The organism is Stenotrophomonas sp. 116085_Sma (assembly GCF_056479585.1).
Map to the genome: position 1 here is coordinate 3,710,905 of NZ_CM151057.1, position 13,858 is coordinate 3,724,762.

At 67.7% G+C, this 13,858-nt stretch carries 12 protein-coding genes and 1 riboswitch; of the genes, 6 read left to right on the top strand and 6 right to left on the bottom strand.

All coding sequences use genetic code 11. The annotated features are described in order from the left end of the window. Positions 1-54 precede the first annotated feature (54 nt). The 3 genes from ACZK0Z_RS17335 to metX are packed head-to-tail and all read right to left on the bottom strand — an operon-like array spanning position 55 to position 3,382. Positions 55-1,122, bottom strand: a complete 1,068-nt coding sequence (locus ACZK0Z_RS17335; RefSeq protein ID WP_197633367.1) for a homoserine dehydrogenase family protein — start codon at positions 1,120-1,122, stop codon at positions 55-57. Continuing rightward, positions 1,119-2,354: an O-succinylhomoserine (thiol)-lyase gene (locus tag ACZK0Z_RS17340; RefSeq protein ID WP_197633369.1), complete on the bottom strand. Its 1,236-nt coding sequence runs from the start codon at positions 2,352-2,354 to the stop codon at positions 1,119-1,121. The genes ACZK0Z_RS17335 and ACZK0Z_RS17340 overlap by 4 nt, the downstream gene beginning before the upstream one ends. After that, on the bottom strand, positions 2,351-3,382 hold the full coding sequence (gene metX, locus ACZK0Z_RS17345; RefSeq protein WP_197633371.1) for a homoserine O-succinyltransferase MetX: 1,032 nt from the start codon (positions 3,380-3,382) through the stop codon (positions 2,351-2,353). Before metX ends, ACZK0Z_RS17340 begins: the two co-directional genes overlap by 4 nt. 77 nt (positions 3,383-3,459) lie before the next feature. Then, positions 3,460-3,578: riboswitch (SAM riboswitch) on the bottom strand. A gap of 148 nt (positions 3,579-3,726) precedes the next feature. Here metX and ACZK0Z_RS17350 point away from each other — a divergent pair. The 4 genes from ACZK0Z_RS17350 to ACZK0Z_RS17365 all read left to right on the top strand — a co-directional run bounded on the left by ACZK0Z_RS17350 (position 3,727) and on the right by ACZK0Z_RS17365 (position 9,166). Next, entirely contained in the window at positions 3,727-4,623 is an 897-nt protein-coding gene (locus tag ACZK0Z_RS17350) for a peptidoglycan DD-metalloendopeptidase family protein (RefSeq protein WP_197633372.1), read from the top strand. A 66-nt stretch (positions 4,624-4,689) separates the two neighbouring features. After that, positions 4,690-6,294 carry a peptide chain release factor 3 gene (locus ACZK0Z_RS17355; protein WP_049428108.1) on the top strand — a complete coding sequence of 535 codons (1,605 nt, stop codon included), beginning with the start codon at positions 4,690-4,692 and terminating at the stop codon, positions 6,292-6,294. 177 nt (positions 6,295-6,471) lie between these two features. Then, a complete protein-coding gene (gene trhA, locus ACZK0Z_RS17360) occupies positions 6,472-7,110 on the top strand; it encodes a PAQR family membrane homeostasis protein TrhA (protein ID WP_010482744.1) in 639 nt (212 codons plus the stop codon). A gap of 82 nt (positions 7,111-7,192) precedes the next feature. Beyond that, complete coding sequence (locus ACZK0Z_RS17365) at positions 7,193-9,166, top strand: AsmA family protein (protein ID WP_197633374.1); 1,974 nt, start codon at positions 7,193-7,195, stop codon at positions 9,164-9,166. Between the two features lie 492 nt (positions 9,167-9,658). On the opposite strand, the gene ACZK0Z_RS17370 is transcribed toward ACZK0Z_RS17365, so the two are convergent. From ACZK0Z_RS17370 to mtgA, 3 genes are read right to left on the bottom strand one after another with little or no spacing between them, the layout of a single operon-like run. Further along, a complete protein-coding gene (locus tag ACZK0Z_RS17370) occupies positions 9,659-10,090 on the bottom strand; it encodes a CBS domain-containing protein (RefSeq protein ID WP_012511858.1) in 432 nt (143 codons plus the stop codon). Next, complete coding sequence (locus tag ACZK0Z_RS17375; protein ID WP_197633376.1) at positions 10,050-11,069, bottom strand: glycosyltransferase family 2 protein; 1,020 nt, start codon at positions 11,067-11,069, stop codon at positions 10,050-10,052. Before ACZK0Z_RS17375 ends, ACZK0Z_RS17370 begins: the two co-directional genes overlap by 41 nt. 46 nt (positions 11,070-11,115) lie before the next feature. Further along, a complete protein-coding gene (gene mtgA / locus ACZK0Z_RS17380; protein WP_197633378.1) occupies positions 11,116-11,865 on the bottom strand; it encodes a monofunctional biosynthetic peptidoglycan transglycosylase in 750 nt (249 codons plus the stop codon). Between the two features lie 77 nt (positions 11,866-11,942). Here mtgA and hslO point away from each other — a divergent pair, with 77 nt between their 5' ends. Further along, complete coding sequence (hslO, locus tag ACZK0Z_RS17385; RefSeq protein WP_099555274.1) at positions 11,943-12,836, top strand: Hsp33 family molecular chaperone HslO; 894 nt, start codon at positions 11,943-11,945, stop codon at positions 12,834-12,836. Positions 12,837-12,986: 150 nt separating this feature from the next. Beyond that, positions 12,987-13,799: an XOO1806 family protein gene (locus ACZK0Z_RS17390; protein WP_024956328.1), complete on the top strand. Its 813-nt coding sequence runs from the start codon at positions 12,987-12,989 to the stop codon at positions 13,797-13,799. Positions 13,800-13,858: the final 59 nt, after the last annotated feature.

Sequence of the window (13,858 nt, forward strand, 5' to 3'; positions counted from 1 at the left end):
GGGATCTCGCCAGCAGCAGCCGAGCGTAGGCTCGGCTCTACAGAAGCGGTGCGTTCAGCCCACAATCCGCAACACGTCATCCAGCAGCGCAGCGGCGGTGACTTCCGCGCCCGCACCCGGCCCCTGGATCAACAGCGGCTGGCGTTGGTAGCGATCACTGTGGATGGCCACGCGGTTGTCGGTGCCTGCACCCTGCGCCAGCGGGTGATCCGCAGGCAGCTCACGCAGGCCCACCTGCGCGCCCTCGCCATCAACACGGCCAACGAAACGCAGCACGCGGCCGTTGTCGCGCGCCTGCTGCCAGCGCGCCTGCAAAGGTGCGTCCAGCTGTTCCAGCCCGCCCACCGCTTCCTCCAGCGGCAACGCCGCCAGCGCCGCTGGCACCAGCGAATCCACCTGCACCTGCGCAGCATCCAGCGCCAGCCCGCTGCTGCGGGCGAGGATCAGCAGCTTGCGCCGCACGTCTTCGCCGGACAGGTCCAGGCGCGGATCGGGCTCGGTGTAGCCGGCCGCCAACGCCTCGCGCACCGCCGCCGAGAACGGCGACTGGCCGTCGTAACGATGGAACAGCCAGGCCAGCGAACCGGACAGCACGCCCTCGATGGCATGGATGTGATCGCCACCGGCCACCAGCGCACGCAGGCTGCTCAGCAGCGGCAGGCCCGCGCCCACCGTCGCGCTGTCGCCATAGCGCGCGCCACTGTCGGCGCAGCTTTCGGCAATCGCCTGCGCGCGTGCCAGCTGCGCACCACGCCCCAGCTTGTTGGCGGTCACCACATGCACGCCGCGCGCCAGCCACTGCACGTGGCGCGCGGCCACGTCTTCGCTTGCGGTGGCGTCGACCACCACGTCGCCACGCTCCAGCCCCTCGGCGCTCGCCCACGGCGGCGAACTCTGTCCATCGCGCGGCGCACGCCGTGCCAGCTCCAGCGGCAACGCCAGGTCACGATCAATTTCCAGCGCAGTGCGTGAATTGGCCAGCCACTGCACGCTGGGCAGTTCCAGCCCACGCGCCCGCAATGCCTGGTAACGCTGTACGAAGGCCGAGCCGACCGTGCCGGTGCCGAGCAGCGCCAGGCGTCCCACGCTCAGCGCAGGAATTTCAGCGGCGAGCGCGCTCATGCATCCACCACCTGTTTGCGGCGCGCAGCCGCATCAATCACCGCTTCGGCGCGCTGCAGCGCGGCGCCGAGATCGGCCAGCAGGTCACGCTCGGCCTCGATGCCCACCGACAGGCGCAGCAGGCCTTCGCTGATGCCGGCGGCGGCACGCGCTTCGGCGGTCATCGCCGCATGGGTCATGGTGGCCGGATGCGCGACCAGGCTTTCAACACCGCCCAGCGATTCGGCCAGGGTGAAACAGCGCAGGCCATCGACAAAGGCACGCACTGCGGCATGTGGATCATCACCTTCGCAGTCAGCCAGTTCGAACGACAGCATCGCGCCGAAACCACTCTGCTGGCGGGCGGCGATGGCGTGGCCCGGGTGATCGGCCAGGCCCGGATAATAGACGCGGCCGACCGCCGGATGCTGGTCCAGCAGCGCCACGATCGACGTGGTGTTTTCCTGGTGCACGCGCAGGCGCGCATCCAGCGTGCGCAGGCCGCGCAGGGTCAGGAAGGCATCGAACGGCGAACCGGTCAGGCCCAGCGCGTTGCCCCACCACACCAGCTGCTCGTGCAGTACCGGATCACGCGCGACTACCGCGCCGCCTACCACATCGCTGTGCCCGTTGATGTACTTGGTGGTGGAATGCAGCACCAGATCCGCACCGAACGACAGCGGTTGCTGCAGGGCCGGGGACAGGAAGGTGTTGTCGACCACAACCAGAGCACCTGCCTTGTGCGCGGCATCGATGACGAAGCGCAGGTCGGTGATGCGCAGCAGCGGGTTGGACGGAGTTTCCACCAGCACCAGCTTCGGCTGGGTGGCCAGCGCCTGCGCCAGCGCGCGCGGATCGGTCAGGTCGGCGGTGACCAGCTCGAAGTGGCCCTTCTTTGCCAGCGCATTGAACAGGCGCCAGCTGCCGCCATAGGCATCGTGCGGCACCACCAGGGTATCGCCCGGCTGCAGCAGTGCATTCAGCACCAGGTTGATCGCGCCCATGCCGGTGGCGGTGATCACGCCACCCGCGCCGCCTTCCAGCTCGGCCAGCGCTTCACCCAGCAGGTCGCGGGTCGGGTTGCCACTGCGCGTGTAGTCGTACTGGCGCTTGTTGCCGAAGCCTTCAAAGCTGAAGTTCGACGACAGCACGATCGGCGGCGTGACCGCGCCATGCGCGGTGTCCCGATCGATGCCGGCACGGACGGCGGCAGTGGTGCGGCTACAGGAAGGCTCGTTGGCGTGCAGGCTCATGCGGACTCTCCAGAGGTGCGGAAGGCGGTGGCGAGGATCGCGTCGATGCGATCGGTTTCTTTGAGGAAGGCGTCGTGGCCGTAGGGCGAGCGCAGCACGCGCAGGCTGCCTCGCGGCCCCAACCCCTCGACCAGGCCGACCAGGTCGGCCAAGGGCACCAGGCGGTCACCTTCCACAGCCACCACCACGGTCGGCGGCAGGATGGCAGCGGGGTCGACGCGGTGCAGGTCGATCGATTCGGACAGGCGCAGGTAGGCGGTCACCGGTGTGCGCGCGACGTACTGCGCGCCGGCTGCATCGAGATAGTCTTCGGCGGCCACGCGCACGCGGCCGTTGATCACTTCCGGCGCGGCGTCGAAGCGCTCGCCGAACTCTTCCGGGGTGCGGTAGCTGAGCATGGCGAACTGCCGGGCCAGCGCCAGGCCGTGATCTTCACCGCACTGCAGCTGGCCCAGTGCGACGGCGCGGCGCTGCAACGCGCGCCAGGCGGCGGCATACGGGTGCGGGCGATGCGCACCGCTGGCCAGCACCAGCTGGCGTACGCGGGCACGATGACGGATCGCGAACTGCTGGCCGACCAGCGCGCCATACGAATAGCCGACGAAGGCCTTCAGCGTGCGGATACCCAGATGATCCAGCAGCAGGGCCAACGCATCGGCCTGGTCGGCGGTATCGATCGGCACGTCCAGCGCACCGTCGGCACCGACGAAATCGAACGCCAGCACCCGCAGCTGCTGCGGATCCAGCGTGCGACCACTGCCGACCAGTTCTTCGGCCCAGCCCTTCTCGCTGAACTGCGGGTTGGAGGCCACATGGCGATGCGCGGAAATGCCGCCGGCCAGCACTACCACCGGCGCGTTGGCCGGGCCGACCCACTCATAGCGCAGGCGCACCGGGCTGGGGCCGGCATGACGCATCGACAGCACCGCGGCGAACTCACCGCGCTCGGCATGCACGTGGTCTTCGACCGGCACGCTGACGGGGACAAAGGGTTCGGGGCGAACGGCGGTACTGGCAGCGAAGCTCATGGCGGGATCCGGTTGGGGAATCGGCCATCGAGCCTTCGCGGGGCTCGCGTTCGAGATGCACGTGCGGTGCATGGTTCGAACCATCTTTCGGTGGACGCCACGGTCCCCGCAGGATTTGGCACCTACGCAGACGCTTTCGCATCCGCGGGCTGCCCCGGCTTCAAAGGGCCTGTCCCTCTGCCGGTCTCGATGGTGACGCCACGATGCCAGCCCTTCCGGGCACTGTCAATCCCTTCATGCGGATAAAGCGATGAATATTTTCATCCTCAGTATGCGAGAGGCGTCGCGGTCGCTCCGTTCAGGATCGGGTACAGTCCCGGCGGTCCATTTTTCTGAATCCGCTGATGCCACGCCTGCCCTTGACCTGCCTGCTCCTGCCGCTGCTGGCCAGTGCCTCCGCCGGCGCCAGCGACTGGCGCCAGGGCTGGGGGATGCTGCCGAAGGCGCCCACCACCGCCAGCGCCGACGCGAGGACAGGGGCCGCGAAGGAGGCCCTTCCGATGGCCCAGCTGCGCCTGCAGCCGATCGGCGAGCAATGGCAGGCACGCATCGACAACACCCTGGCCGGCCCGTTGCAGATCGAACTGCGCGCGGCCCCCGGGCACCCGGTCGACGGCCTGCCGGTGCAGTCACTGATACAGGGCGACAGCAGCCTGGTGGTCGGCCACCTCCCCGCGCCGGTCAACGGCCGGATGCTGGACCTGCGCCTGCAGTCGGTACCGGGCAACCCCGCCGCACAGGCCGAGGATGTGGCCTACCGCCTGCCCTTCGATGATGCGCGCCCGCGCGTGGGCCAGGCGCCGCAGGGCCGGTTCAGCCACGATGACGAGGAAAACCGCGATGCGGTCGACTTCGCGCTGCCTGAAGGCACGTTGGTGCTGGCCGCACGCGAGGGCACGGTGATGCAGATCCAGGATGGCTTCCTTGGCAACGGCCAGGACCGCGAACGCGATGGCGGCCGCGCCAACTTCATCCGCGTGCTGCACAGCGACGGCAGCATGGCCCTGTATGGCCACCTGCAGGCGGGCGGCATGCGCGTGCGCCGTGGCCAGGCGGTGGGAGCCGGGCAACCCCTCGGCCTGTCCGGCAACAGTGGCTACAGCAGCGCCCCACATCTGCACTTCGTGGTACAGGTCAACCGCGGCATGGGCCTGCGCTCGGTGCCGGCGCGCATCTTCACCGAGCAGGGCCAGCTGCAGTTCGCCCGCCAGGGCGAGGCCGACGGTGGCACCGGGCGCTGACCGGCCCCGGCCGGTATAATCGGGCGCTTATCTCTTTGAAAAGCGCCCCGGGCGGGCGCCACTGCCATGTCCGAAGTCGCCAACGAAGCGTCGCGTCGCCGCACCTTCGCCATCATCTCCCACCCTGACGCCGGCAAGACCACGCTGACCGAAAAGCTGCTGCTGTTCGGAGGCGCGATCCAGATGGCCGGTTCGGTCAAGGGCCGCAAGGCCGCCCGCCACGCCACGTCCGACTGGATGGCGCTGGAAAAGGAGCGCGGCATCTCCGTCACCTCCTCGGTGATGCAGTTCCCATACGAAGGCAAGATCGTCAACCTGCTCGACACCCCCGGCCACGCCGACTTCGGCGAGGACACCTACCGCGTGCTGACCGCGGTGGACTCGGCGCTGATGGTGATCGACGTGGCCAAGGGCGTGGAAGAGCGCACCATCAAGCTGATGGAAGTCTGCCGCCTGCGCGACACCCCGATCATGACCTTCATCAACAAGCTCGACCGCGAGGGCAAGGACCCGATCGAGCTGCTGGATGAAGTGGAAACCGTGCTGGGCATCCAGTGCGCCCCGGTCACCTGGCCGATCGGCATGGGCCAGCGCCTGAAGGGCGTGGTTCACCTGCTGACCGGGGAAGTGCACCTGTACGAGCCGGGCCGCAACTTCACCCGCCAGGACTCGACCATCTTCCCGTCCATCGATGCACCCGGCCTGGCCGAGAAGATCGGTGCACAGATGCTGGCCGACCTGCGCGACGAACTGGAACTGGTGCAGGGCGCCAGCCACCCGTTCGACCTGGACGCCTACCGCGCCGGCAAGCAGACCCCGGTGTTCTTCGGCTCGGGCGTGAACAACTTCGGCGTGCAGCCGCTGCTGGACTTCTTCGTCGAGCATGCGCCGTCGCCGCAGGCACGCTCCACCACCGGCCGCGAGATTGCCCCGGAAGAGAACAAGCTGACCGGCTTCGTGTTCAAGATCCAGGCCAACATGGACCCGCAGCACCGTGACCGCGTGGCGTTCATGCGCGTCTGCTCCGGCCGTTTCAGCGCAGGCATGAAGACCTTCCACGTGCGTACCGGCAAGGAAATGAAGCTGGCCAACGCCCTGACCTTCATGGCCAGCGATCGTGAAATCGCCGCCGAAGCGTGGCCGGGCGATGTGATCGGCATCCACAACCACGGCACCATTTCCATCGGCGATACCTTCACCGAAGGCGAAGCGGTCACCTTCACCGGTATTCCGAACTTCGCCCCGGAACTGTTCCGCCGCGCGCGCCTGCGCGATCCGCTCAAGCTCAAGCAGCTGCAGAAGGGCCTGGCCCAGCTGTCCGAAGAGGGCGCGACCCAGTTCTTCCGCCCGCTGACCAGCAACGACCTGATCCTCGGTGCCGTCGGCGTGCTGCAGTTCGACGTGGCGGCCTATCGCCTGAAGGACGAGTACGGCGTGGAAGCCACCTTCGAGCCGGTCAGCGTGACCACCGCGCGTTGGGTCCACTGCAGCAACGAGAAGAAGCTGGAAGAGTTCCGCGAGAAGAATGCGCTGAACCTGGCACTGGATGCGGCCGGCCATCTGGTCTACCTGGCACCGACACGGGTCAACCTGCAGCTGGCGCAGGAACGCTCGCCGGACGTGCGTTTCTCGGCCACCCGCGAAGCGGCGCATACCGTTTCGGCAGGCTGATGCCCCGGGGTCGGATCCCTTTCCGCAGGAAAGGGCTCTGACCCCAGCACCCGTCGCCGGTTCATCCGTGCAACCCGGGGATTCATCGACCATACGGTGACAGGCGTGCAGATGCCGCCCATCGCGGCGATGATAGGGGGGGTGCGGGTCCCCCTCCCCGCGAACGATGCCTACGCCATGTCCACGACTTCCGTTGCTTCGATCCGCGAAGAAATCGCCAGCGCCCTGACCCACGGCCTCGGTGCCGTGCTCGCCCTGGGCGCCGGTGCAGTACTGATCACCCTCGCCGCCATCTACAGCGATGGCTGGCAGCTGGCCGGCGCGATCGTATTCGGCATTGCGCTTCTGCTGCTGTACACCGCCTCCACTCTGTACCACGCCATCCAGCACCCGGTCGCCAAGGGCCGCCTGAAGGTGTTCGACCACTGCGCGATCTACGTATTGATCGCCGGCACCTATACCCCGTTCACCCTGATCGGCCTGCGTGGCCCGTGGGGTTGGGGCCTGTTCGCCGCGATCTGGACCCTGGCCCTGGCCGGGGTGGTGTTCAAGCTGTTCTACACTGGCCGCTTCAAGGCGCTTTCCACCGGCATCTACATCGCCATGGGCTGGCTGGTGATCGTTGCGATCAAGCCGATGCTGGCCTCGATCGACGGCTGGACCCTGGGCTGGCTGCTGGCCGGCGGCCTGTCGTACACGCTGGGCACTTACTTCTACCACCGCGAATCGATCCCCTATTCGCACGCGATCTGGCACCTGTTCGTGATCGGCGGCAGCGTCTGCCACTTCGTCGCGGTGACCATGCAGGTGCTGTAACACGGACCAGCGCGCCGCATGTGCACATGATGCACATGGACGCTTCGCGCCCCGTCCACGATGAGGGGGCAACCATGGCGGCGTGAATGATGCCGCTTCCCCTGCCACAACGCGCGCTCCCCGCTGGCGCCTCCGCAGACCTGGCCCGCGCGGCCGGCGCTGGCTGACGGTCCTGGTCTTCCTGCTGGCGGTGATCCTGGTGCTGATCGCGCTGTGGGACTGGAACTGGTTCAAGGGTCCGGTCGAGCGCGCGGTGCAGGCACGCACCGGTCGTGCACTGCACATCGGGCATCTGGATGTCGACCTCGGCCGCACCAGCACCATCCGTGCCGATGCCATCACCTTCGCCAATGCCGGCTGGGCGAAGCAGCCGAACATGGCCACGGCTGACCGCGTCGAGATCGACGTGCGGGTGTGGCCCCTGCTGCGCGGCAGCGTGCAGCTGCCGGAAGTGCGCCTGACCCGACCGGACGTGCTGCTGGAAACCGCCCCGCGCAAGGGCGAGCCGGGCAACTGGGATTTCCTGGGGGACAGTAGCGGCGGGACAAGCCCGCAGCTCAAGCGCCTGCGCATCGACGACGGCCGGCTGCAGTTCCTCGACGCACTGGGCCGCACCGACATCCGCGTGGGCGTGCGCAGCGGCCAACCGAAACAGGCCGATGCCTCGCCGCCGCTGCTGGTGCAGGGCAAGGGCCACTGGCAGGGCAACCCGTTCACCCTGCAGGGCGGTACCGAATCACCGCTGGAGCTGACCGACAGCGACCATCCGTTCCGCATCCACCTCGACGGCCGCGCCGGCGCTACCCACGCGGTGGCCAGTGGCACGCTGACCAATCCGTTCCAGCTGCGGGTGTTCGACCTGCAGTTCGCGCTCAGTGGCCAGGACCTGGCCGATCTCTACCCGCTGCTCGGCATCGCCATCCCGCCCTCACCGCCCTATGCATTGGACGGACGGCTGAAGCGCGACCACAACGTCTGGCGCTACGACAGCTTCACCGGCAAGGTCGGCGACAGCGACCTCGCTGGCAACCTGCAGTTCGAGGTGGGACGCGACCGTCCACGGCTGACCGCAACACTGGAATCCAAGCGCCTGGACTTCGATGACCTGGCCGGCTTCGTCGGAGCGCCACCGAAGACCGGCGGCGGCGAAACCGCGAATGCGGAACAGAAGGCACAGGCCGCCCGTGTCGCCGCCAGCCGCCGGGTATTGCCCGACACGCCCTACAACCTGGGCAAGCTGCGCGCGATGGATGCCGACGTGCGCTGGAAGGCGCACCGTATCAACGCACCCTCGTTGCCGCTGGACGACATGGACGCGCATCTGCTGCTCGATGACGGCGTGCTGCGGCTGGACCCGCTGAACTTCGGCGTGGCCGGCGGTGACATCCGCAGCACGATCCGCATGGATGCCCGCCAACCGCAGATCCGCACCGCGCTGAAAGCCAGCGTGCGCGGCGTGCAGCTGGGCCAGCTGTTCCCCGATGCGAAGCTGGCCGAGCAGGCCAAGGGCGGCATCGGTGGCGAAGTGGACCTGAGCGGACGCGGCAACTCGATCGCCGCGATGCTGGGCAGCAGCAGCGGCAAGGTCGGCCTGGCGATGGGCCGCGGCCATGTCGGCAACCTGGTGATGGAACTGGCCGGGCTGGACATCACCGAATCGCTGAAATTCCTGGTGACCGGCGACAAGCAGATCCCCCTGCGCTGCGCCTTCGCCGACTTCGGCGTGCGCGACGGCCTGATGACCAGCCAGGCGCTGGCGGTGGATACCACCGATACGATCCTCATCGGCGAAGGCACGGTCAGCCTGCGCGACGAGACCCTGGACCTGCTGCTGAAGCCACGCCCGAAGGACAAGAGCATCCTGGTGCTGCGCTCGCCGCTGCACATCACGGGCACGTTCAAGGACCCGTCGTTCCGCCCGGACTTCAAGGCGCTGGGCATTCGAGGCGCCGTGGCACTGGCGCTGGGCAGCATTGCCCCGCCGGCGGCGCTGCTGGCGACGATCGAACTGGGGCCGGGGAAGGATGCCGACTGCGGTGGGCAGTATGCGAAGTAGGGTTACAGCGTTGTTCGCGGCGCCTCTTTTTCCGCGCATAGAGCCGGAGCAAGGCGACAGGCAGGACACGCCGTAAATACGTCCCTGTAGGCTCGGTCGGCGCATCCATGCGCCTCACGGTCCTGCCTGCCGCCTTGCTCCGGCTCCGGACAGTTTCCCGCGCGCGCGGAACGAGAGCGGAAATTCAAAGTCCAAAGAAAAAAGCAAAGTCAAAAGCTGTTGCCAACCAAGGTTGGCAGCTACCAAAGGCGAGGCACCGCGCATGTACGCACCGCGCTCGCGGAAATGTTTCCAGAGGCGGAGGGCATGGGCGTGCAGGACCGTTGGCGCCATGGATGGCGCCATCGAGCCTACAGGGACGTACTTGCGGCGTGTCCTGCACGCCCATGCCCTCCGCCTCCCGACATATCAGGAAGGCGCTGCTCTCAGCTCTGGCTCTGGCTCTGGCTTCGAAAAGCGGGCCGGCGGGCCGCAGGCCCGCCAGCGAACACCTCACCCGGCAACGATGTACTGCTGCAGCTGATCCAGCTCGCGCCGCTGCGCATCGATCACCGACTTCACCAGGTCACCGATGGAGATCACCCCCAGCACCTGCGCGCCCTCCACCACCGGCAGGTGGCGGATGCGGTAGTCGGTCACCAGCTGCAGGCAATGCTCCACTTGCTCGCCCGGCGACACCGTCACCACCTGTGCCGTCATGATCTCCGCCACAGCCGTATCGCGCGAAGAACGATCACGCAGCACGATCTTGCGCGCGTAATCGCGCTCGGACAGGATGCCGACCAGCCTCGGGCCGTCCATCACCAGCACCGCACCGATGCCCTTTTCCGCCATCAACCGGATCGCATCGATCACCGCCGCATCCGGCGCGACCGCATGTACTTCAGGAGACTTGCCGTCCAACAGTTGCCGTACCGTGGTCATCCGCCTGCCCTCCCAGGGTGGGTTGCAGGGCCGAGTCTGCCACGGACGATGCTAGCCACGCGTCAACCAGGTACAACGGCCGCTGCTTGGACTCTTCGTACAGCCGCCCCAGGTACTCGCCAATCAGGCCCAGCGCGATCAACTGCACCCCGCCCAGGAACAGGATCACCGCCATCATCGTCGGCCAGCCCGCCACCCGGTCTCCGTACAGCGCGGCCTTGACGATCACCCACAGGCCGAACACGAAGGCCACCGCCGCGGTTGCCAGCCCCAGGTACGTCGCCGCACGCAGCGGCACCGTCGAGAACCCGGTAATGCCTTCCAGGGCGAAGTTCCACAGCCGCCACAGGCTGAACTTGCTGGTGCCGGCCACGCGTGCATGGCGGTGATAGGGAACCGCCACGCGCTTGAAACCCACCCAGCTGAAAAGCCCCTTCATGAAGCGGTGTCGCTCACGCATCTCGCGGAGCGCACTCAGCGCGCGTGGCGACAGCAGGCGGAAATCCCCGGTGTCGGCCGGAATCGGCGTACGCGACAGGCGCCCCATCACCCGGTAGAACATCGCTGCGGTGGCACGCTTCACCCAGGCCTCGCCGTCGCGCGCCAGCCGCGTGCCATAGACATTGTCATGGCCCTCGCGCCAGCGCGCGACGAACTGCGGCAGCAGTTCGGGCGGATCCTGGCCGTCGGCGTCGAGGATCATCGCCGCACCTTCGCGCACCAGGTCCAGGCCAGCGGTCAATGCCGCTTCCTTGCCGAAATTGCGCGACAGCTTCAGCGCGGAGACCCGCGCGTCGGCCTGGGCCAGGCGGGCGATCACCTCCCAGGTCCCATCATGGCTGCCGTCGTCCACGTACAGGATGTGGCCGTCGATGTCGGGCAGCACATCGAGCACCGCGCACAACCGCGGATGCAGCAACGGCAGTGCCAGTGCCTCGTTGTAGGCGGCGATGACGAAAGTGAGCCGTTCGCGGGTCATGCCCGGATTGTACGTTGCCGCCGCCCACAGATCAGGCGGCGCGCGCTCACTCGTCCGACAGGTACGCGGCCCCACCCAGCTGCCGTGCCTGGCGCTGGATCCAGGCGGCGCGCCGCTGCACGTACGGCCCTGGCTTTGCGGCGTTGTAGCGCCGTGGCGCCGGCAGCACCGCTGCCAGCCGCGCGCTCTCGGCCGGGCTCAGCCGCGCCGCATCCTTGCCCCAGAACGTCTGCGCTGCCGCTTGCGCGCCATAGACACCGTCGCCGAACTCGGCAATGTTGGCGTACATCTCCAGGATGCGTTCCTTCGGCCACAGCGCTTCGATCAGCACCGTGTACCAGACCTCCAGGCCCTTGCGCACCCAGCTGCGGCCCTGCCACAGGAACAGGTTCTTGGCCACCTGCTGGCTGATCGTGCTGGCACCGCGCAGGCGCCCGCCCTTGGCATTGTGGTCACGGGCCTTCTCGATGGCCTGCAGGTCGAAGCCGTTGTGGTCGGGGAAGCGCTGGTCCTCCGCCGCCACCAGCGAGATCGGCAGGCTCGGCGCCATCTGGTCCAGATCGCGCCACTGGTAATGCAGGCGATAGGACCAGTCCGCCTCGCCCAGCGCCTCGCCGTAGCGCCACAGCATCACCGTGGACACCGGCGGGTCGATGAACCGCAGCACCAGGACCTGCAGGCAGCTGAAGGCGGCCAGCAGTACCGGCAGCCACAGCAGCCGTTTCCAGCGCCAGCGCCTGCGGCGCGGGCCTTCTGCCACGGCTTCCACCTTGTGCTGCTCTCCCCCTGCCCCCATTACTGGTGCATCCTTCTTCTATCTGGTTGTCGGCGCATTATCCGGCAACCGCCCCCGTTTACGCGCGATGTGAGCCGATGACCGCCAACCCCGATTCCCTGATCCGCTTCCTGCTCCCCGACGCTGGCGTCCGTGGCGTCCACGTGCGCCTGCAGGCCACCTGGCAGGAAATCCTGTCCCACGCCGAGTACCCGGATACCGCTGCCGAGCTGCTGGGCGAAGCCTGCGTGGCTTCGGCGCTGTTCACCGGCCACACCAAGATCGATGGGCGCCTGTCGATCCAGCTGCGCAGCAGCACCGCCCTGCGCACCCTGTTCGCCGAATGCACCGCCGCCGGTACCCTGCGCGGCATCGCCCAGCTCAGCGAAGGCGCCGATGCGCCGCGCGACCTGTCCAGCCTTGGCGATGACGCCCTGCTCGCGATCACCATCGAGAACCCGGGCCTGGACCCGCGTGAACCACAGCGTTACCAGAGCCTGGTCGGACTGACCGCACCGGAGCTGGACGAAGCCTTCGAGGACTACTTCCGCCAGTCCGAGCAGCTGCCGACCCGCCTGCTGCTGGCCGCCGACCGCAATGGCGCCGCCGGCCTGCTGCTGCAGAAGCTGCCGGGCGACGAAGGCGACGAGGACGGCTGGGCGCGCGCCAGCGCCCTGTTCGAGACCCTGGGCAAGGCCGAACTGCTGGCCACCCCGGCCGAGCAGCTGCTGCACCGCCTGTTCCACGAGGAGAAGCCGGCGCTGATGGGCGAAAAGCCGCTGTCCTTCGCGTGTTCGTGCTCGCGTGAGCGGGTCGCGTCGATGCTGCAGTCGCTGGGTGAGGACGAGGCCCGCGCCGCCGCCGCAGACACCGGCGCCGTCGAGGTGCGTTGCGAATTCTGCGGGCGGGAGTATCACTTTCCGTTGACGGAGTTCGGCATACTGTTCCACGGTGCCGAGGGGACGGTGCCGGCACCTGAACGGCTTCAATAAAACAGCTTGTCTTGCATCTGGGGGGATCAAGGCTTGTTAAGAATTCATAAACACCCTACGATCAAGTTCCCGTATCTGCGGGAACTTCCGTTGCCCTCTCCTGTCTGAACTGGTTCGATGCGTACCTTCCTGCGTCTACCGCTGGCCATGATGATCGCCCTTGGCGCGATCACGGGCGTGCATGCGCAGAGCAAGGATACCCGCACCGTGCTGCCGGTATGGAACAAGGGCAGCGGCAAGGTCGAGGCCCTGCTGTACCTGGAGCCGACCGGTGAACAGGCGGCCGGGGCGCGCTGGCATTTCGGCCGCAACTCGCTGGATGCAGCCTTTGGCCTGTCTTCTGGCGATTCGTTGGGCCTGCTCTGCAGCAGCAGCGGGACCAGCATGAGCGGTCTGGCCAGTCACTGCATGCTGGCCAGCCTCGGCGACGAGGACGACCTCAACAGCCGGCGCTTCACCGGCACCGCCGCCTTGAACCGTGGCAGCAGCCGCCTCGGCATCACCGCCGGAACCGGCCGTGAAACCCTGCCGGCGTGGCTGGCAGGCCCGAACAAGACCCCTTCGCTGCGTGCCGAGCAGAATGACCTGACCGTGTTCGCGCAGAAGAACATCGGCCGCGAAGGCTTCGTTTCCATCGCCGGCACCTACGCCAAGGCTCGCCTGGTACCGCTGGCCGATGCTTCGCCGGCCATCGCCGACCGCTGGGACAGCAAGAGCCTGAGCATCGGCGCCGGCTACGGCAATTTCACCGGCAGCATCATTGGCCGCGTCATCGATGTGCCGGGCAAGCCCGGCAAGTGGGAAGGCCTGGGCATCGGCCTGACCTGGCGCACACCGTGGTCCGGCCAGCTCACCGTGGGCGCCGAGAACGTGATCAGCCGCGGCAAGAATCCGTTCTCGCCGCGCAACGAAAGCAACGACGACGGCACCGTGCCCTACGTCCGTTACGAGCAGGACCTCTAAAGGCCCTGGCTTCGTCGCAGCGGCAACGCTGCCGAACACCTTTTCTTTTTCCGTGGTGC

What these genes read in the sequence shown, in the direction of transcription:
- ACZK0Z_RS17335 (WP_197633367.1), bottom strand. Translation starts at nt 1,122, where the DNA reads ATGAGCGCGCTCGCCGCTGAAATTCCTGCGCTGAGCGTGGGACGCCTG.
- ACZK0Z_RS17340 (WP_197633369.1), bottom strand. Translation starts at nt 2,354, where the DNA reads ATGAGCCTGCACGCCAACGAGCCTTCCTGTAGCCGCACCACTGCCGCC.
- metX (WP_197633371.1), bottom strand. Translation starts at nt 3,382, where the DNA reads ATGAGCTTCGCTGCCAGTACCGCCGTTCGCCCCGAACCCTTTGTCCCC.
- ACZK0Z_RS17350 (WP_197633372.1), top strand. Translation starts at nt 3,727, where the DNA reads ATGCCACGCCTGCCCTTGACCTGCCTGCTCCTGCCGCTGCTGGCCAGT.
- ACZK0Z_RS17355 (WP_049428108.1), top strand. Translation starts at nt 4,690, where the DNA reads ATGTCCGAAGTCGCCAACGAAGCGTCGCGTCGCCGCACCTTCGCCATC.
- trhA (WP_010482744.1), top strand. Translation starts at nt 6,472, where the DNA reads ATGTCCACGACTTCCGTTGCTTCGATCCGCGAAGAAATCGCCAGCGCC.
- ACZK0Z_RS17370 (WP_012511858.1), bottom strand. Translation starts at nt 10,090, where the DNA reads ATGACCACGGTACGGCAACTGTTGGACGGCAAGTCTCCTGAAGTACAT.
- ACZK0Z_RS17375 (WP_197633376.1), bottom strand. Translation starts at nt 11,069, where the DNA reads ATGACCCGCGAACGGCTCACTTTCGTCATCGCCGCCTACAACGAGGCA.
- mtgA (WP_197633378.1), bottom strand. Translation starts at nt 11,865, where the DNA reads ATGGGGGCAGGGGGAGAGCAGCACAAGGTGGAAGCCGTGGCAGAAGGC.
- hslO (WP_099555274.1), top strand. Translation starts at nt 11,943, where the DNA reads ATGACCGCCAACCCCGATTCCCTGATCCGCTTCCTGCTCCCCGACGCT.
- ACZK0Z_RS17390 (WP_024956328.1), top strand. Translation starts at nt 12,987, where the DNA reads ATGATCGCCCTTGGCGCGATCACGGGCGTGCATGCGCAGAGCAAGGAT.